Genomic DNA, 18,768 nt, shown 5'->3' on the forward strand with positions numbered 1-18,768 from the left:
CGGCTCACCCCACTCCCCACTCTCAAGTCTCCACTCCCACCCCCGCTCAACTGCCCTTCCGCGCCGCCCCCGCCAGGATCAACCCCTCCACCGCCTCGTACTGGTGCCGCTGTTGTTCCGCCTTGGCCCGGCCGGAGGCCACCGTGCCGAGCCAGCCGCACAGGAATCCGACGGGGATGGAGACCAGGCCCGTCGTCGTGAAGGGGAACCAGTTGAAGTCGGCGTGGGGGAACGCGGCGACGGGTGAGCCGGAGACCAGGCTGGTGCCCGGCATGAGGAGCAGGACGGCCAGGGAGCCGCCGATCAGGGTGCACAGCAGGCCGGCCTGGGTGTAGCGGCGCCAGAAGAGGCTGTAGACGAGGGCGGGTGCGACGGCCGAGGCGCCCAGGCAGAAGGAGAGGGTCACCAGGGGCTGCAGGCTGTGATGCTGCACGAGGGTGGCCAGGAGGATCGCCGGGACGCCCACCGCGAGGGCGGAGACCCGGGCGAGTGTCATCTCGCGGCGCGCCGACATCTGCTGCACGCGGGCCGCGAAGACGTCGTGGGCGAGGGAGTTGGCGCAGGCGAGGATCATGCCGGCGACGGAGGCGAGCAGGGTGAGGAAGATCGCCGTGGTCACGGTCGTGAAGAGGAAGGTCTCCGCCGTGGAGACCTCCGCGCCGAACACCGCCTGGGAGCCCAGCAGATAGGCCGTGTTCCCTCGCGGGTCGGCCTGTGCGACCGCCGTCCGGCCGATCAGCGCGGTCGCGCCGAAGCCGACGACGGTGATGACGAGCACGAACAGGGCCACGCTCGACACCGCCCAGGACATCGAACGGCGTACCTGCCGTGCGCTGGAGGCGGTGTACATGCGCATGGTGACGTGCGGCAGGCACGCGCCCCCGAGGACCACGGTCAGCTGCGAGGTGATCATGTCCAGTCCGGGGTGGGGACCACCCGCGAACTGCAGCCCGGAGGCGAGGAAGGCCGAGCCCACGCCGCTGTTGCCGGCGGCCGCGGTGAACAGGGCGCCCGGGTCCCAGCCGAACCTGTCCAGGACCAGCACGGCGACCACCGCGCCGGAACCGAGCAGCATCACGATCTTCAGGATCTGGATGAGGGCGGTGCCCTTCATCCCGCCGATCGCCGCGTAGCTGATCATCAGCGCGCCCACGCCGATGATGCAGCCCGTCTGCATCGTCTCGCCGGTAAAGCCGAGGATGAACGACATCAGCTGTCCGGTGCCCGCCAGTTGCACCAGCATCATCGGCAGCAGCGCGGCGAGGGTCACCGCGCACGCGGCGATACGCACCGCGCGTCCCGGCATGCGCCGGGCCAGCGCGTCGCCCATGGTGAACCGGCCCGCGTTGCGCAGGGGTTCGGCCAGCAGGAACATCAGCAGCATCAACGACAGGGCCGTGCTGAGCGCCAGCACGATCCCGTCGTACCCGCACAGCGCGACCACGCCGGTGGTGCCGAGGACGGTCGCGGCGGAGATGTAGTCGCCGGCGATCGCCAGGCCGTTGCGCATCGGGGAGAGGGAGCCGTAGCCGGTGTAGAACTCGTCGAGGTCGTCCCGGTCCGGGCCGGTCATCACGCACAGCAGCAGCGTGATCGTGGCGACGGCGGAGAAGCCGACCAGGGACATCTCCTGGGCGTTGCCGCTGAACTCGGTGGTCACCGGGCAGCCTCCCGCTTGGCGTCCAGTGCGGCCTGCCGGCGGATGCGGTCCGCGATCGGGTCGACGTGGCGGCGGGCGGTGTGCTCGTACAGGGCGATCGCCAGCCAGGTGACCGGGACCTGGACGAGGGCGAGCAGCAGGCCGGTGGGCAGTCCGTCGCTGACGGTACTCGTCATGAACGACGGCGCGGACGCCGACAGGATCAGGAACAGGACGAAGTAGCCGAGCGCGGTGAGCGTGGCCGTGCGCCGCTGCCAGCGGTAGGCGCTGCGCAGCATCCGCAGGTCACTGTGGTTGCCGAGCACGGGCCGCCGCGGCCCCCGCCGCCGGTCCGGCTCGGGCGACGGCGGAACCGGGGGCTGCCAGGGGTAGGTCGCGTACGGCGGCGAGACGTCGGGCGGTCGGTGGGGATACGGGTCGTGGGACATCCCGTGCTCCTTGCGCGGCTCGGGTCCGGGTGCGGCGGACCGCAGGGAGATGGGGGGGTGCGAGCCACGCACGCTACTCGGCGGCCCCGAAGGGCGCGACGTTTTCATCAAACTGAGTGGTCGGTATGCGCTTGCCTTGTCCGAGCTGTGACGTTACCGGCGTTAACCAGGCATCTTGGGCGGTCGGTCGGCGCCCTTGCCTACGACGACGGCACGCGGGCCCGACCGAAGCGGCGACGCCCGCGGGATTCCTCAGCGCCGCAACTGCGTAGCGTCCTCGGTCTGCCCGTCGCCGCCCTGCTGATCCAGCCGGAGGCCGGGATCTGGTCCAGCCCGGGGCGAAGCGACATCGACGCGAACGCCGAGTCGCCGGGACAGCGCGCCGAGCAAGGCCCCAGGTCAGTACGTCAGACGCCGGCGCACATAGCGAACCCCCGGCCGCCCGTCCACGGTCGTTGCTCCGGCGGGCGTGAAGCCGTTGCGGGCCAGGATCCTCATGGAGGCCGGGTTGCCGAAGGTGGTGACCGCCGTGTGGGACGTCAGCCCGTACGCTGCCGCGGCCAGTCGGCACACCTCCGCGACGGCCGCCGTCGCCACGCCCCGGCCCGCCGCGCGCTCACCCACGCGGTAGCCGACTTCGGCGCGGCCGTCCGCCACGTCGACCGGATTGACGCGGCCGACCAGGCGCCCCTCCTCGTCCAGGACGACATGGAAGTGGCACACACGCGCGTGCTGCTCCGCGAGCAGCGCCCGATGGCGTTCGGCGAACCCGGACTCGGTGAAGTACGCGTCCCCACGGTCGGAGACCGACCGCGCGAAGTGCGCCCGGTTCTCCTGCTCGAAGGCCAGCAACGCGTCCGCGTGGTCGGCGCGGAGCCGCTCCAGGGTCACCCAGGTCGCCATGGGCGCGAGGATACGGACCGCTCAGTCCTTGAGCACCGGGAATGTCCGCGGCGCCAGCACCAGCAGCACCACGAACGCCAGTGCCGCCGCGCACGCCGCGCCCAGGTACACCGCGTGCACGGCGTCCGCGATCGCCCGCCGGGTCACCTCGGGGACCCTGCCCGCGTCCAGCGCCCCGGTCACCGAGTCCAGGTCGCCCGCGCCGCCGAGCCGGGCGGCCAGCACACCGTTGGCGACCGCTCCGAAGACCGCCGCCCCGACCGTCTGGCCCGTCTGGCGACAGAAGAGCACGGACGCCGTCGCCGTACCGCGCTCCTCCCACACCACCGTCGACTGCACCCCGACGATCAGCGGAAGTTGGAACAGGCCCAGCGCCGCGCCGAGCAGCAGCATCAGCAGCGCCGGCTGCCACGCCCGGCCCGGATACGGCAGAAAGGGGAAAACGAACAGGACCGCCGCCGCCGCGCCGATGCCGAGCAGCGCGGTGTTGCGGAAGCCGATCCTGCGGTACACGTGCTGGCTGAACGCCGCCGACACCGGCCAGCTCAACGTCCATACGGACAGCACGAATCCGGCCGCCACGGGCGCCAGGCCCAGGACCGCCTGGGCATAGGTGGGCAGGAAGACCGTCGGGGCCACCATCAGCAGGCCCAGCGCGCCCAGCGCGAGGTTCACCGCGGCGATGGTGCGTCGCCGCCACACCCAACCCGGGATGATCGGCTCCGCCGCCCGGCGTTCCACGACGACCGTGACCACCAGCAGGGCGAGTCCCGTACCGAACAGGGCCAGTGAGGGCGCCGACAGCCACTCCCACGCCACCCCGCCCTGCACCACCGCCGTGAGCAGCGCGCCGCCGCACGCGAACACCGCCAGCGCTCCCGACCAGTCCACACGCGCGCGTGCGTCCGGCTCTCGCCGCGGCTCGTGCAGATGACGCACGATCAGCCACAGGGCCACCGCGCCGATCGGCAGGTTGACCAGGAAGATCCAGCGCCAGTCGGCGTACGCGGCGAGCACCCCGCCCAGGCCCGGGCCGGCGACCGCGGACACCGCCCACACCGTGGACAGCTTGGCCTGGATCCTGGGGCGGTCCTTGAGCGGGTACAGGTCGGCGGCGAGGGTCTGCACCGTGCCCTGGAGCGCGCCGCCGCCCAGGCCCTGCACGATGCGGAAGGCGATGAGCGCGCCCATGTTCCAGGCCAGGGCGCACAGCAGGGAGCCCAGGAGGAACAGCGCCGCGCCGACGACCAGGACGGGTTTGCGGCCGAAGGTGTCGGAGAGCTTGCCGTACACCGGGAGGGTGACGGTCACGGCCAGCAGGTAGCCGGAGAACAGCCAGGAGAAGACGGAGAAACCGCCCAGGTCGCCGACGATCTGCGGGACGGCGGTCGAGACGATGGTGGAGTCGAGAGCCGCCAGCGCCATCGTGAGCATCAGGGCGGCGACCACGGCCCCGCGCCGGTCGGTCGCGGCGGGTCGTACGGTGTCGCGCGCCGCGGGTCTGGCGCTGCCGGTGCTGCCCACCCGGAATCCTTCCTTCGCCTCGCTGTCCGGCCCCCGTACCGGTGCCTGCCCCTTGCACGCATCGGCCGTCGGACAGCTTCCCACTTGACCCTGACGTGGCGGGAGGGTGGAGCCTGACCGGGCCGGCGGGTGGAGCGAACCCCGAGAAATGCTCCACCCTTCGGTGGACTGCCCCTAGGGGTACCTCCGTACTACGGCCTGGGGAGGGTTCGTACCGCCGGAGGACGAGGCGGGGCGGGTCCGCTCCCTAACCTGGTCGTACACCGCTGGGGGGCGGTGAACCGCAGGAGTGGGGGTGGGGTTTTCCCCAGGAGAAGAGTGCGCTGAACACCAGCGCGCCGGGCCCCCTCCCGCCGCAAGACTGATGCACGTCGGACCGAACGCGTCATCCCGTCCGCACAGGCATCCGCACCCGTTCCGCGCGAAGCGGCCGTCGACCGTCGACCGCCTTCCGCACCTGCTGACCGACATCTGACCGACATAGGAGACATACCGTGACATCGGCTGTAACCATTCCCAGGCACGGGGGTACTGGAGGGCGTACGGCCGTTGCCGCGCGGGCGCGGCAGGTCGTGAAGGCGTACGGGTCCGGGGAGACCCGCGTCGTCGCCCTCGACCACGTCGACGTGGACATCGCCCGCGGCCAGTTCACCGCGATCATGGGCCCCTCGGGGTCGGGCAAGTCCACGCTGATGCACTGTCTGGCCGGTCTCGACACGGTGACGTCCGGGCAGATCTACCTCGACGAGACCGAGATCACCGGCCTGAAGGACAAGAAGCTCACGCAGCTGCGCCGGGACCGGATCGGGTTCATCTTCCAGGCGTTCAACCTGCTGCCGACGCTGAACGCGATAGAGAACATCACGCTGCCCATGGACATCGCCGGGCGCAAGCCGGACCGGGACTGGCTGGCGCGCGTGGTGGAGACCGTGGGGCTCGCCGACCGGCTCAAGCACCGGCCGACCCAGCTGTCCGGCGGTCAGCAGCAGCGGGTCGCCGTGGCACGGGCACTGGCGGCCCGGCCCGAGATCATCTTCGGTGACGAGCCGACCGGCAACCTCGACTCGCGCGCGGGCGCCGAGGTGCTCGGCTTCCTGCGCCGCTCGGTCGACGAGCTGGGGCAGACCATCGTGATGGTCACCCACGACCCGGTCGCCGCCTCCTACGCCGACCGTGTGCTGTACCTCGCCGACGGCCGCATCGTCGACGAGATGTACCAGCCGACCGCCGAGCAGGTCCTGGACCGCATGAAGGACTTCGACGCCCGGGGACGTACGTCATGACCGTCTTGAAGACGTCGCTGCGCAACTTCTTCGCGCACAAGGGGCGGATGGCGCTGTCGGCGGTGGCGGTGCTGCTGTCGGTGGCGTTCGTGTGCGGCACGCTGGTGTTCACCGACACGATGAACACGACGTTCGACAAGCTCTTCGCGACGACCGCTCCCGATGTGACGGTCGCCCCGAAGGGGGCCAGGAACGACGAGACCCCGCAGAACGGCAGGCCGGCGTCGCTGTCGGCGGCCACACTGGAGCAGGTGACGAAGGCCGACGGCGTCAAGTCCGCCGAGGGCGCGGTCGTTTCGTCCAGCGTGACCGTCGTCGACGGCGACAACAAGAACATGGGCTCCACCAACGGCGCCCCGACCATCGCGGGCAACTGGACGAAGAACGACCTCCGGTCGATGGAGATCACCTCCGGGCACGCCCCGCGCGGGCCGACCGAGATGATGGTCGACGCGGACACCGCCGACAAGCACGACCTCGAGCTCGGCGACGAACTGCGCACGATCTCCGTCGCCGGCGACTTCACCGCGCGGATCGTCGGCATCGCCACCTTCAAGGTGACCAACCCCGGTGCCGCCATCGTCTTCTTCGACACCCCGACCGCGCAGCGCGAACTGCTCGGCTCCACCGGCCGGTTCACGCAGATCAACGTCACCGCGGCGTCCGGTGTCAGCGACACGGCACTCAAGCAGAACGTCTCCCGCGCCCTGGACGGCACGTACAAGCTCCAGACGCAGAAGGAGAACGCCGACGAGAACCGCGAGGACGTCGGCGAGTTCATGAACGTCATCAAGTACGCCATGCTCGGTTTCGCCGGCATCGCGTTCCTGGTCGGCGTCTTCCTGATCATCAACACGTTCTCGATGCTGGTGGCCCAGCGCACCCGCGAGATCGGCCTGATGCGGGCCATCGGCTCCTCGCGCCGACAGGTCAACCGGTCGGTGCTGGTGGAGGCGCTGCTGCTGGGTGTCGTCGGCTCGATCCTCGGTGTCGGCGCGGGTGTCGGCATCGCGATCGGCCTGATGAAGCTGATGTCGATGACGGGCATGAACCTGTCCACGGACGACCTGACCGTGCGGATGACCACCCCCGTGGCAGGTCTCGTGCTGGGCATCGTCGTCACCGTCCTCGCCGCCTACCTGCCCGCCCGCCGTGCCGGCAAGGTGTCCCCGATGGCCGCGCTGCGCGACGCCGGTACGCCCGCCGACGGCAGGGCCGGCTGGGTGCGGGGCCTGGTCGGCCTGGTGCTGACGGGCGCGGGTGCCTTCGCCCTGTACGCGGCGGCCACGGCGGACAGGGCCGCGGACGGCGCGCTGATGCTGGGCGCGGGCGTGGTCCTGTCCCTGATCGGGTTCGTCGTCATCGGCCCGCTGCTGGCCGGCGGCGTGGTCCGGGTGATCAGCGCGGTGCTGCTGCGGGCCCTCGGCCCCGTCGGGCGCATGGCCGAGCGCAACGCGCTGCGCAACCCGCGCCGCACCGGCGCCACGGGCGCGGCCCTGATGATCGGTCTGGCCCTGGTGGCCTGCCTGTCCGTGGTCGGCTCCTCGATGGTCGCCTCGGCCACCAGCGAACTGGACAAGTCGGTCGGCGCGGACTTCATCGTGCAGGGCAACCAGCGGATCGTGCCGCAGGCCGAGAAGGCGATGCAGCAGTCCGAGGGCCTGGCCCACGTCACCCGCTACCGGGAGCTGGAGGCCACACTGACCTCGCCCGACGGCAGGACCGACGACACCGGCGTCACGGCCGCCGACCCGACGTACGCCCAGGACCTGCGCCGCCCCACCACCGCGGGCACGCTGGCGGACGCCTACGGCAAGGACGCCATGTCGGTCGGTTCCGACTACGCCAAGAAGCACGGCGTGCACGTCGGTGACACCGTCACCGTCGCCTTCAAGGGCGGAAAGACCGCGAAACTGAGGGTGGCGGCCATCACGGACGACGACGCCGCCTTCGACCAGGGCGCGAGGTACATCAGCACCGCGACCATGGAGAAGTACCTCCCGGCCGGTCTCGTGCCGCCGAGCTCGATCATGTTCGCCAAGGCGAAGGACGGCCAGGAGGAGCAGGCGTATGCGGCTCTGAAGGAGTCGATGGAGCGGTACCCGCAGTACCAGGTCCGCGACCAGACCGACTACAAGGAGGAGCTGAAGGACCAGATGGGCCAGCTGCTCAACATGGTGTACGGCCTGCTGGCCCTGGCGATCATCGTCGCCGTCCTGGGCGTCGTGAACACCCTGGCCCTGTCGGTGGTCGAGCGGACGAGGGAGATCGGCCTGATGCGGGCGATAGGCCTCTCCCGCCGCCAGCTGCGCCGCATGATCCGCATGGAGTCCGTGGTGATCGCCCTCTTCGGCGCGCTGCTGGGCCTCGGACTGGGCATGGGCTGGGGTGCGACGGCCCAGAGGCTGCTGGCCCTGGAGGGTCTGAACGTCCTGGAGATTCCCTGGCCGACGATCATCGGCGTCTTCATCGGCTCGGCGTTCGTGGGCCTGTTCGCCGCACTGATCCCGGCGTTCCGCGCGGGCCGCATGAACGTCCTGAACGCGATCGCCACCGAGTAGCCACCGCGCACGGGGGTTGCGGGGGAGCCGGCGCCGGGGAGTCCTTCGAGGACTCCCCGGCGCCGAGTGCGTCACCCGACCTCCGCCCGGGCTTCCAGGGCGTCCCACCCGGCGTCCCGGGCAACTGCGGGCGGGGGGAGAGGCCGGGGGCCAAAGGCGGGGCGGGGCACCCTGGCGACCTGAGCGGCGATGCCCAGCACCTGGCGGCAGGGGCGTTGTCCACAGCCCCACCGCCCAGCCCACGCAGCGTCGTAGGCTGGAGACCCCCGGCCCGCAGCGCGCGTCGGGCCCGTCGTGTTGCCCACCCCTGGACGGAAAGCGCCCCGAATGAGCCTGCACGGTCTGCTCGACGCCGTAGTCAAGGACGCCGCCCTCGCGGAAGCGATCAGGGCGGCCGAAGACGGCAACCGCATGCACGTCGACCTGGTCGGTCCGCCCGCGGCACGCCCCTTCGCGGTGGCGTCCCTGGCCCGGGAGGCCGGCCGCCCCGTGCTGGCGGTGACGGCGACGGGGCGCGAGGCGGAGGACCTGGCCGCCGCCCTGCGCTCCCTGCTGCCGCCGGAGGGCGTGGTGGAGTACCCGTCCTGGGAGACGCTCCCGCACGAGCGGCTCAGCCCCCGCAGCGACACCGTGGGACGACGCCTGGCCGTCCTGCGGCGGCTCGCCCACCCGAGCGGCGACGACCCCGAGACCGGCCCGGTCTCCGTCGTCGTCGCGCCCGTGCGGTCCGTGCTGCAGCCGCAGGTCAAGGGTCTGGGCGACCTGGAGCCGGTGTCGTTGCGGACGGGCCGGACCGCCGACCTGAACGAGGTCGTCGACGCCCTCGCCGCCGCCGCGTACGCGCGCGTGGAGCTCGTCGAGAAGCGCGGCGAGTTCGCCGTACGCGGCGGCATCCTCGACGTGTTCCCGCCCACGGAGGAACACCCGCTGCGCGTCGAGTTCTGGGGCGACGACGTCGAGGAGATCCGCTACTTCAAGGTCGCCGACCAGCGCTCCCTCGAGGTCGCCGAGCACGGCCTGTGGGCGCCGCCCTGCCGCGAGCTGCTGCTCACCGAGGACGTGCGCACGCGTGCGCGTGCCCTCGCCGAGCAGCACCCCGAGCTCGGCGAACTGCTCGGCAAGATCGCCGAGGGCATCGCGGTGGAGGGCATGGAGTCCCTGGCGCCGGTCCTCGTCGACGACATGGAGCTGCTGCTGGACGTCCTGCCCAAGGGCTCCATGGCCGTGGTGTGCGACCCGGAGCGGGTCCGTACGCGTGCCGCCGACCTGGTGGCGACCTCGCAGGAGTTCCTCCAGGCGTCCTGGGCCGCCACCGCCGGCGGCGGCGAGGCGCCCATCGACGTCGGCGCCGCGTCGCTGTGGTCCATCGCGGACGTCCGGGACCGGGCCCGCGAGCTGGGCATGATGTGGTGGTCCGTGTCGCCGTTCGCCGCCGACGAGGAGCTCGACGCGGACACCCTCAAGCTCGGCATGCACGCGCCCGAGACGTACCGCGGCGACACCGCCCGCGCCCTCGCCGACACCAAGGGCTGGCTCGCCGACGGCTGGCGCACGGTGTTCGTCACCGAGGGCCACGGCCCGGCGGCCCGTACGGTCGAGGTGCTCGGCGGTGAGGGCATCGCGGCCCGCCTGGACGCCGACCTGGGCGAGATCTCCCCGTCCGTCGTGCACGTGGCGTGCGGCTCCATCGAGCACGGCTTCGTCGACCCGGCGCTCAGGATCGCCGTGCTGACCGAGACCGATCTGTCCGGGCAGAAGGCCGCCGGCCGCGACGGCACCCGCATGCCGGCCCGCCGCCGCAAGACCATCGACCCGCTCACCCTGGAGGCGGGCGACTACATCGTCCACGAGCAGCACGGTGTGGGCCGTTACATCGAGATGCTGCAGCGCACCGTGCAGGGCGCCACCCGCGAGTACCTGGTGGTCGAGTACGCCCCCGCCAAGCGCGGCCAGCCCGGCGACCGTCTCTACATCCCCACCGACCAGCTGGAGCAGATCACCAAGTACGTCGGCGGCGAGGCCCCGACCCTGCACCGTCTGGGCGGCGCCGACTGGACGAAGACCAAGGCCCGCGCCAAGAAGGCCGTCAAGGAGATCGCGGCCGACCTGATCAAGCTGTACAGCGCCCGGATGGCCGCCCCCGGCCACGCCTTCGGTTCCGACACCCCCTGGCAGCGGGAGCTGGAGGACGCCTTCCCGTACGCGGAGACGCCCGACCAGCTCACCACGATCGCCGAGGTCAAGGAGGACATGGAGAAGTCGGTCCCCATGGACCGCCTGATCTGCGGCGACGTCGGTTACGGCAAGACCGAGATCGCGGTGCGGGCCGCCTTCAAGGCCGTGCAGGACGGCAAGCAGGTGGCCGTACTGGTGCCGACCACCCTGCTGGTGCAGCAGCACTTCGGGACGTTCAGCGAGCGGTACGCGCAGTTCCCGGTCAACGTCCGGGCGCTGTCCCGTTTCCAGACCGACACCGAGGCCAAGGCGGTCCTGGAAGGCCTCAGAGACGGCTCGGTGGACGTCGTCATCGGCACCCACCGCCTGTTCTCGTCCGAGACGAAGTTCAAGGACCTGGGCCTGGTCATCGTCGACGAGGAGCAGCGCTTCGGTGTCGAGCACAAGGAGCAGCTGAAGAAGCTGCGCGCGAACGTCGACGTGCTGACGATGTCGGCCACCCCGATCCCCAGAACCCTGGAGATGGCGGTGACCGGCATCCGCGAGATGTCCACGATCACCACGCCGCCGGAGGAGCGGCACCCGGTACTGACCTTCGTGGGCCCGTACGAGGAGAAGCAGATCGGCGCGGCGATCCGCCGTGAGCTGCTGCGGGAGGGCCAGGTCTTCTACATCCACAACCGCGTCGAGTCCATCGACCGCGCGGCGGCCCGGCTCAGGGAGATCGTCCCCGAGGCGCGCATCGCCACCGCCCACGGCCAGATGTCGGAGTCCGCGCTGGAGCAGGTCGTCGTCGACTTCTGGGAGAAGAAGTTCGACGTGCTGGTGTCCACGACGATCGTGGAGTCCGGCATCGACATCTCCAACGCGAACACTTTGATCGTGGAGCGCGGTGACACCTTCGGACTGTCCCAGCTGCACCAGCTGCGCGGCCGTGTGGGACGTGGCCGGGAGCGTGGCTACGCGTACTTCCTGTACCCGCCGGAGAAGCCGCTGACCGAGACCGCGCACGAGCGGCTCGCGACCATCGCCCAGCACACGGAGATGGGCGCCGGCATGTACGTGGCGATGAAGGACCTGGAGATCCGCGGCGCGGGCAACCTGCTCGGCGGCGAGCAGTCCGGCCACATCGCGGGCGTCGGTTTCGACCTGTACGTACGTATGGTCGGTGAGGCGGTCGCGGACTACCGGCGGCAGCTGGAGACCGGCGGGATCGAGGAGGAGCCGCCGCTCGAGGTCAAGATCGAGCTGCCCGTGGACGCTCACGTCCCGCACGACTACGCACCGGGCGAGCGGCTCCGGCTGCAGGCGTACCGCGCCATCGCCTCCGCCAACACGGAGGAGGACGTCAAGGCGGTACGGGAGGAACTCGTCGACCGCTACGGCAAGTTGCCGGAGCCGGTGGAGAACCTGCTGCTGGTGGCGGGCCTGCGGATGCTCGCGCGTGCGTGCGGCGTCGGCGAGATCGTGCTGCAGGGCAACAACATCCGCTTCGCGCCCGTGGATCTGCGCGAGTCGCAGGAGCTGCGGGTGAAGCGGCTGTACCCGGGCAGCGTCGTCAAGCCGGCGGTGCACCAGGTGCTGGTGCCGCGCCCGAAGACCGCGAAGGTCGGCGGGAAGCCGCTGGTCGGGCGGGAACTGCTGGGGTGGGTCGGGGAGTTCCTGACGTCGATCCTCGGCTCCTGACACCAGGGGGCGGGGCAAGGACTTCGGGCGGGCGGCTCGTCGGGCCACCGGACGCTTGTACGTGCACACTGGACGCTCGCACGCGCCTACCGGACGCCCGCGTGTGCCCACCGGGCGCACACGTGCGCCGGTGGCCTCGCGCAGCGCCGCAGCGAGCCTGCCGCGACCCGCGCCGCTATACGCGCCGCCCTCACGGCCAGGCACCGCGGCACCACCGTGTCAGCGTCAGGCGCTCGCCCGGACGCCGAGCCGCCACCGGAGCGGTGAGGCGCCACCGGGGCGGTGAGGCGCCACCGGAGTTGTCTCCTTCGCCGCTAGAGGCGCCGCGTCCGTCGAACGCTTCGAGAGCCGCGGCTGGAGCGCGGTCGAATGGGCCGCCGCGCGCGACCGCCTGGCCGCCCGCGGCCTGGTCGACGGAGACGGTACGGCTGCGCAGGCGGGTCGCGACCTGCGTCGCCGCGTGGAGGAGGACACCGACCGTCTCGCCGCCGGACCCTGGCAGGCCCTCGGCCCGGACGGCACCGCACGCCTCGCCGAACTCCTCGGTGACTACTGGGTGGCGGTCCTGGCCTCCGGGCTGCTGCCGTCGGAGACGACGCTGGGCATCGAAAAGGTCTGAGCGTCGGAGTCACGCCGCGACGCGGTGAGCGGCCCGGAGCCGCAGCACCCGCCGCTCTGCCCGGACACGGGAAGCCGCCCGCGGGCGCCGGGCCTGCGCGGACGGCCTCGGTGTTCCTCGTGGTGCAACGCGATCCCGCCGGGCGGCGGACGCGGGCGCGGTACCTGCCGGAAGCCGTGCCTTAGCGTGCCGTGACCGACAGGGTCTTCTGTCCTCCGTGAGTCTCCGGCCGGACGGCTGGAAAGAGGCCTTGCCGATCCCTACTGCTGTTCGGGCCGCTCGCGGTCCATGCCGAGCGAGCCCTCGATGTGCTGCTGCCCGGTGTCGACCCGGTCCTCGTACTTGCCGCCGGTCTTCTCGTCGATCTTCCGTTCCGCGGCGTCGGAGGGTTCCTTGCCCCTCTTGCGTGCCTGGCTCTTGAGCTTGTCGAAGATGCCCATCCAGAGCTCCTTCCGGAGGTGATTCAAAAATGACGATACGCGCGAGATGGGGGGAATGCCCATTTGGGTCCGGTGTGGTCTGGACCTCCCGCTCGCTACGGTGGGACCAGCCAGAGCCCGCCCGCGCGGGGGTGGAACCGGGAAGCAAGGGGAGGGGTGAGCGGTGCTCACTGAGGGGGACACGAGTCACAAGGGAGCGGGCAACGCACGCCGTGTCCGGGTGGCGTCGGCGCTGGCGGCCGTCCTGCTGCTCGTCTCGGGATGCGAGGGTCTCGGCCAGGACGACACCTCCGCGGGAGCCGGGCCGGCCGCACCGGCGGGACGGGCGGTCAGCCCACTCGAGAATCCGGACGGCACCAAACCAGGGCTCGCGCCGGTGACCACGGACGCGGACAAGGCCGCGGCCCGCAAGCTCATCGAGGAGCTGGCCACGAAGGGGCGAGGTCCGAGGACCGGCTACGAGCGGGACGAGTTCGGCTACGCGTGGATGGACACGGCCGACGGTGTGCCACTCGCGAGGAACGGATGCGACACCCGCAACGATCTCATTCGTCGCGACGGTCGGAACCTTCGTTTCCGAGCCGGCTCGGACTGCGTGGTGATCGCCATGACGCTGGACGACCCGTACACCGGGACGACCATCGCGTGGCGCAAACGGCAGGCCTCCGAGGTGCAGATAGATCACGTGGTGCCGTTGTCGTACAGCTGGCAGATGGGTTCGTCGCGCTGGCCGGAGAGCAAACGTGAGCAGTTCGCCAACGACGTGCTCAATCTGATCCCGGTCGAAGGGCGGGCCAACTCGGCCAAGGGCGATTCCGGACCGGCGTCCTGGTTGCCGCCCAACACACGGATCAGGTGTGCCTACGCCGTCCGGTTCGCCCAGGTCGCCGTCAAGTACGAGGTACCGGTCACCGAACCGGACAAGCGGATGATGCTGCGCCAGTGCGGCGGTTGAGGAGCGCCGGAGTCGGTGGCGCTGGTCCTCAGCCCACCGGTCCGCCGGCGACGTGGACCGCCTGGCCGGAGACGAATCCCGCCTCGGGACTCACCAGGAAGAATGCCGTGTGGGCGATGTCCTCCGGCTCGCCCACCCGCCCGACCAGGATGGACCGCGCCGCACTGCGCCGGAACTCCTCGAAGTCGCGGCCGAGGTGCCGGGCGGACGCCCTGGTCATGTCGCTGACGACGAAGCCCGGGGCGATGGCGTTGGCGGTGATGCCGTGCCGTCCGAGTTGGAGGGCGTGCGACTTGGCGAAACCGATCAGACCGGCCTTCGCGCTGCCGTAGTCGACGCGAGCGGCATCGCCGACCGCGGAGACGCTCGACATGCAACCCGCCCTCAGCCCGGGCCGCGCCCTCAGCCCGGGCCGCGCCCTCAGCCCGGGCCGCGCACCCGGCCCCGGGCCTCGTGCGTGTCAGCCGCTCAGCGCGTCCAGGTCCAGGACGTCACCGCTGGGCTTCTGGGCCGGGACCGGCTCGTTGTAGTCGCTCAGGGTGATGGAGCCCTTGTCGCCGGGGGTGAGGCTGTCGAGGCGCAGCACGTACGGCTCGTCCTCGGTCGCGACGTACAGGGTGTGGCGCTCCTTGCGGTCCTTCTCGTGCAGGGTGAGCGCGGGCGTCCCGTCGACGGTCGTCGTCTTCCCGCGGGTCGCGAGGGAGTGTCCGTCCTCCGTGCCGCCGAGCACCGAGTCGAGGTCGCAGAAGGTCGCGATGTCCTTGGCATCGGCGCCCGTGGCGGACATCTTGGTCCACTTCCCGGCGAGCAGGGCCACGGCCGCGTCCGTGTCCGCCTTGGGCTCGCCCTCGCTCTGGGCGCGCAGGAACGCCTCGTCGTACTTCATGTAGAGGGTGTCGCCGGTCTTGATCAGCTCGGCCTCGCCCTCGCCGTCCAGGCTCATGGTCCCGGCGCACTCGCCCTTCTTGTCCAGGGCCATGTCGATCCGGATCGTGCCGCCGCTCTCGTCGTCGGGCAGGTCGCCCGTCATGCGCAGTGACGAGGCGCCGGTGGTGGCCTTCACCGCCCGTTCGGCGATCTGCCCGCCGGTCAGTCCGGCGAAGGGCTCTTTCTTCTTCTCCTGGGGCGTGCTCGGTGCGTCCGAGTGGTCCGTCCGGCCGTCCGTGCCGTGCTGGCCGGCTTGGCGGGACGCGCTCGGCTTGCTGTCCGCCTTGTCCCCGCCGGGCAGACAGCCGGTGAGCCCCGTGGTGGCGGCGGCGAGACAGAGGGCGGCAAGCGCGGTACGACGCATGGGAGTTCCTTGGTGATCAGGCGGGCCGGACGGCCCGTGAAGCGGATGCGGGGCTGCGCCCCGGGCGGTCAGGCGGTCTTCTTCCAGTCCTGACAGCCGGTCGTCTTGAAGTAGCCGTCCGAGGAGCTGATGGTGACGACGGCCGTACCGGTCACGTTGTCGTTCGCGATGATCGAGTCGATCGAGTGCTCGGCGTCCTTGCTGCGCTCCCAGTAGCAGGAGTCGTCGGTGTTGCCGGTGGACTTGTAGGTGCCGGGCGCGATGTCGAGGCCGACTCTCAGCATGCCGCCGTCGCCGGCCGGCGTGGCGTCGGGGGAGCCCTTGGCCTTCGGGCCGACGGCCTCCCAGTCGTTGCAGCCGTTCGACGTGAAGATCTTGTCGGTGGCCTTGACGGTGACGTAACTGGTGCCCGTCACGTTGTCGTTGGCCAGCAGCGAGTCCATCTCGCCGGAGGCGTCCTTGGCGCGCTCCCAGTAGCACAGGCCGTCGTCGTTGCCGGTGGTGCGGTAGGTGCCGGGCTTGATGTCCGTACCGACCTGGAAGTCCCCGTCCCCCTCGAACGCGACCTTCTTCTCGGCGGTTTCCGCCTTGGCCTCCTTCTCCGCCTGCTTGCCTCCGGCCGTGCGCTGCGCACCGGCCGACGAGCCCTTGGAGGTGCTGGAGCCGCTGCCGTCCCCGCCGCCGTTCGCCGACACCGCGCCGATGACCACGATCCCCACGACGGCGCCCAGCGCGACCTTGCTCTTCATGCCCATGACTGTGCTCTCCCCCCGGCGGCAAACGGGGCCGCCCCATGACGCGACCGCCGCTCCCTGACGGCCGCCGCTCGTTCGATGGACCAATGAGAGCAGAGCTTGTGAACCGAGTCAACATGGTTCACGGAGTCGAGTGTGTACACGGCCGTGAACGTACGAATGTCACGGTCGTCGGTATGCTCGGCACCACACATGACGAGGGGAGCGGGGCGGGTGCAGGACAACGCCACAGAAGTGACCGCCGCCGGAATCGCGCGGCTCGCGGGAGTGGGGCGGGCCGCCGTCAGCAACTGGCGCCGTCGGCACCCCGACTTCCCCAAGCCGGTCGGCGGCACCGAGACGAGCCCATCCTTCGCCCTCGCCGAGGTCGAGGGCTGGCTGCGCCGGCACGGCAAACTGGCCGAGGTACCCCTGCGGGAACGCGTCTGGCAGCACATCGTGGGCCATCCCGAGGGCCCCGTCTCCGCCCTCACCCACGTCGGCTGCGCGCTGCTGCTGATCCACGACCGCCCCACCGTCTGGCTGGAGCTGAGCGCCGGCTCCGACGAGCGGCTCGCGGCGATGCTCCCCGGAGCGCTGGAGCAGGTGCTCACACCACGATTCGGCCCGGTACGGGACGAGGAGGAGCGCGGCGGAGCCCACCGTGCGGGCCCGGGGCAGGCGAGCCCGGCTGTGAACACCCAGCCGTCCGCCCCCGCGCCGCCGACTGTTCACACCTCCGGGACTGTGAACGGCCGGACCCCGGTGCCCGCCCCCCACCGGGACGACGACCCGGCCGCCGTGAACACCCACCCAGCCGCATCTTCCCCCGTCGCACGTCCCCCCGCCGCAGGGGCTCCAGCCGTACGTCCCCCCGCCGGCTCCGCCCTCCTCGCCTCCGCCCCCCTCCTGCGCGGCGCGGCCGAGCTCGCCGCCGAACTCGGCGCCCGTCAGGCCTTCGAGTTCCTGCTCGGCCGTCACCTCGACGCCAACCCGCGCCAGTACACGCTCACCCCCGCCGACCTCGCCGGACTCATGGCCGACCTGGCGGGCCCCGCGCGCACCGTGCTCGACCCGGCCTGCGGAACCGGCGCCCTGCTGCGCGCCGCGGCCTCCCGCTCCGACCAGGAGCTGTACGCGCAGGACAGCGCCCCCGACCTCGCCGCGCTCACCGCGCTCCGGCTCGCCCTGCACACCAAGGTCCCCGTCCACGCCGCCGTCGGCGACACCCTGCGCACCGACGCCCACCCCGGGCTGCGCGCCGACGCCGTCCTGTGCCACCCCCCGTTCAACGAGCGCAACTGGGGCCATGACGAACTCGCCTACGACCCGCGCTGGGAGTACGGCTTCCCGGCCCGCAACGAGTCCGAGCTGGCCTGGGTGCAGCACGCCCTCGCCCGCCTGCGCGACGGCGGCACTGCCGTGCTCCTGATGCCCCCCGCCGCCGCCTCCCGCCGCTCCGGTCGGCGCATCCGCGCCGACCTGCTGCGCCGCGGCGCGCTGCGCGCCGTCATCGCGCTGCCGGTCGGCGCGGCACCCCCGTACAACCTCCCGCTCCACCTGTGGTTGCTCCGACGGCCCGAACAGACGCCCGCGCAGGCCCCCGCACACCCCGAGGTGCTGTTGGCCGACGCGGGTCAGTTCGCCGGCGAGGTGCGCGGCGGACCCGACTGGCGGGCGGTGCGCGACGCCGTCCTCGACGCCTGGCGCGCCTTCGACCGGGCCGGCCGCCTCGACGAACGCCCCGGCCTGGCCCGCTCCCTGCCCGTCATCGCCCTCCTCGACGACGACGTCGACCTGGCGCCGGCCCGCCACCTGCCGCCCCCGACGGCGGCCGACGGCGCCGAACAGCTCACCGTCGTGCGCGAGCGCCTCGGCGAGACGCTGCGGCTGACCGCCGACCTCACCCCGCCGGCCGCGCACCCCGCACCCCGCTGGCCGCTCACCACCGTCGGCGAACTCGCGCGCGGCGGCGCCCTGGTGCTGCGCACGGGCGGAAACGGCGGCCACGCGCGCGTGCCCGTGCTCACCGACCACGACGTGCTCGCCGGGACCGGCCCCTCCGGGACACTGCCCGAGAGCGACGAGGAGCCGGTGCTCACCGAGTCCGGCGACGTCGTGGTCCCGGTGCTCGGCGGCGGCTCCGTGGCACGCGTCATCGACGCGGAGACGCGGGGGGCGGCCCTGGGGCGCAACCTCGTCCTGCTGCGCCCGGATCCCACCGCTCTCGACCCCTGGTTCCTCGCCGGATTCCTGCGCGGCACCGCCAACAACCGCCAGGCCAGCAGTTATGCCTCCACCGCCACCCGGCTCGACGTGCGCCGGCTCCAACTGCCCCGCCTGCCCCTGGACGAGCAACGGCGCTACGGCGACCGCTTCCGCGCACTCGACGCGTTCGAGCGGGCGCTGCGGCGCACGAGCCGGCTCGGGGAGCAGCTGGTGCGCGGGATGTACGACGGCCTGACGGACGGTACGGTCGCGCCCGGCTGAGCCGAAACCCGCCGCGATT

At 71.7% G+C, this 18,768-nt stretch carries 13 protein-coding genes and 1 pseudogene; 6 read left to right on the forward strand and 8 right to left on the reverse strand.

What is annotated here, in order from left to right; all coding sequences use genetic code 11:
* Positions 1-46: 46 nt before the first annotated feature.
* The 4 genes from ACFPZJ_RS22375 to ACFPZJ_RS22390 form a co-directional block, all read right to left on the reverse strand.
* Positions 47-1,660: a sodium/solute symporter gene (locus ACFPZJ_RS22375; RefSeq protein ID WP_381024407.1), complete on the reverse strand. Its 1,614-nt coding sequence runs from the start codon at positions 1,658-1,660 to the stop codon at positions 47-49.
* The gene (locus ACFPZJ_RS22380; RefSeq protein ID WP_381024409.1) at positions 1,657-2,088 is read right to left on the reverse strand and encodes a DUF485 domain-containing protein; all 432 of its coding nucleotides are present in this window, start codon (positions 2,086-2,088) and stop codon (positions 1,657-1,659) included. Before ACFPZJ_RS22380 ends, ACFPZJ_RS22375 begins: the two co-directional genes overlap by 4 nt.
* Positions 2,089-2,487: 399 nt before the next feature.
* A complete protein-coding gene (locus tag ACFPZJ_RS22385; RefSeq protein WP_381024412.1) occupies positions 2,488-2,991 on the reverse strand; it encodes a GNAT family N-acetyltransferase in 504 nt (167 codons plus the stop codon).
* 21 nt (positions 2,992-3,012) lie between these two features.
* Entirely contained in the window at positions 3,013-4,515 is a 1,503-nt protein-coding gene (locus ACFPZJ_RS22390) for an MFS transporter (RefSeq protein ID WP_381024414.1), read from the reverse strand.
* Positions 4,516-5,009: 494 nt separating this feature from the next.
* On the opposite strand from ACFPZJ_RS22390, the gene ACFPZJ_RS22395 reads away from it, so the two are divergent.
* The 4 genes and pseudogenes from ACFPZJ_RS22395 to ACFPZJ_RS22410 all read left to right on the forward strand — a co-directional run.
* Positions 5,010-5,798, forward strand: a complete 789-nt coding sequence (locus ACFPZJ_RS22395) for an ABC transporter ATP-binding protein (RefSeq protein WP_381024417.1) — start codon at positions 5,010-5,012, stop codon at positions 5,796-5,798.
* The gene (locus ACFPZJ_RS22400; RefSeq protein ID WP_381024420.1) at positions 5,795-8,359 is read left to right on the forward strand and encodes an ABC transporter permease; all 2,565 of its coding nucleotides are present in this window, start codon (positions 5,795-5,797) and stop codon (positions 8,357-8,359) included. The genes ACFPZJ_RS22395 and ACFPZJ_RS22400 overlap by 4 nt, the downstream gene beginning before the upstream one ends.
* 327 nt (positions 8,360-8,686) lie before the next feature.
* Complete coding sequence (gene mfd / locus ACFPZJ_RS22405) at positions 8,687-12,220, forward strand: transcription-repair coupling factor (RefSeq protein WP_381024422.1); 3,534 nt, start codon at positions 8,687-8,689, stop codon at positions 12,218-12,220.
* A gap of 298 nt (positions 12,221-12,518) precedes the next feature.
* A pseudogene (locus ACFPZJ_RS22410) lies at positions 12,519-12,839 on the forward strand (helix-turn-helix domain-containing protein); the annotation flags it as partial.
* Between the two features lie 260 nt (positions 12,840-13,099).
* Here the strand turns inward: ACFPZJ_RS22410 and ACFPZJ_RS22415 are convergent.
* Positions 13,100-13,279, reverse strand: coding sequence for an antitoxin (locus ACFPZJ_RS22415; protein ID WP_381024425.1), 180 nt, complete (start codon positions 13,277-13,279; stop codon positions 13,100-13,102).
* A 220-nt stretch (positions 13,280-13,499) separates the two neighbouring features.
* On the opposite strand from ACFPZJ_RS22415, the gene ACFPZJ_RS22420 reads away from it, so the two are divergent.
* The gene (locus ACFPZJ_RS22420) at positions 13,500-14,234 is read left to right on the forward strand and encodes an HNH endonuclease family protein (RefSeq protein WP_381024665.1); all 735 of its coding nucleotides are present in this window, start codon (positions 13,500-13,502) and stop codon (positions 14,232-14,234) included.
* Positions 14,235-14,262: 28 nt separating this feature from the next.
* Here ACFPZJ_RS22420 and ACFPZJ_RS22425 read toward each other — a convergent pair whose 3' ends face one another.
* From ACFPZJ_RS22425 to ACFPZJ_RS22435, 3 genes are all read right to left on the reverse strand, one after another.
* Complete coding sequence (locus ACFPZJ_RS22425) at positions 14,263-14,607, reverse strand: SDR family oxidoreductase (protein WP_381024427.1); 345 nt, start codon at positions 14,605-14,607, stop codon at positions 14,263-14,265.
* An 87-nt stretch (positions 14,608-14,694) separates the two neighbouring features.
* Positions 14,695-15,525, reverse strand: coding sequence for a hypothetical protein (locus ACFPZJ_RS22430; RefSeq protein WP_381024430.1), 831 nt, complete (start codon positions 15,523-15,525; stop codon positions 14,695-14,697).
* Positions 15,526-15,593: 68 nt separating this feature from the next.
* Complete coding sequence (locus tag ACFPZJ_RS22435) at positions 15,594-16,280, reverse strand: hypothetical protein (protein ID WP_381024432.1); 687 nt, start codon at positions 16,278-16,280, stop codon at positions 15,594-15,596.
* 192 nt (positions 16,281-16,472) lie between these two features.
* Here ACFPZJ_RS22435 and ACFPZJ_RS22440 point away from each other — a divergent pair, with 192 nt between their 5' ends.
* Positions 16,473-18,749, forward strand: a complete 2,277-nt coding sequence (locus ACFPZJ_RS22440; RefSeq protein WP_417801333.1) for an N-6 DNA methylase — start codon at positions 16,473-16,475, stop codon at positions 18,747-18,749.
* Positions 18,750-18,768: the final 19 nt, after the last annotated feature.

Source organism: Streptomyces bullii, from assembly GCF_042657145.1.
Classification (GTDB): domain Bacteria; phylum Actinomycetota; class Actinomycetes; order Streptomycetales; family Streptomycetaceae; genus Streptomyces; species Streptomyces bullii.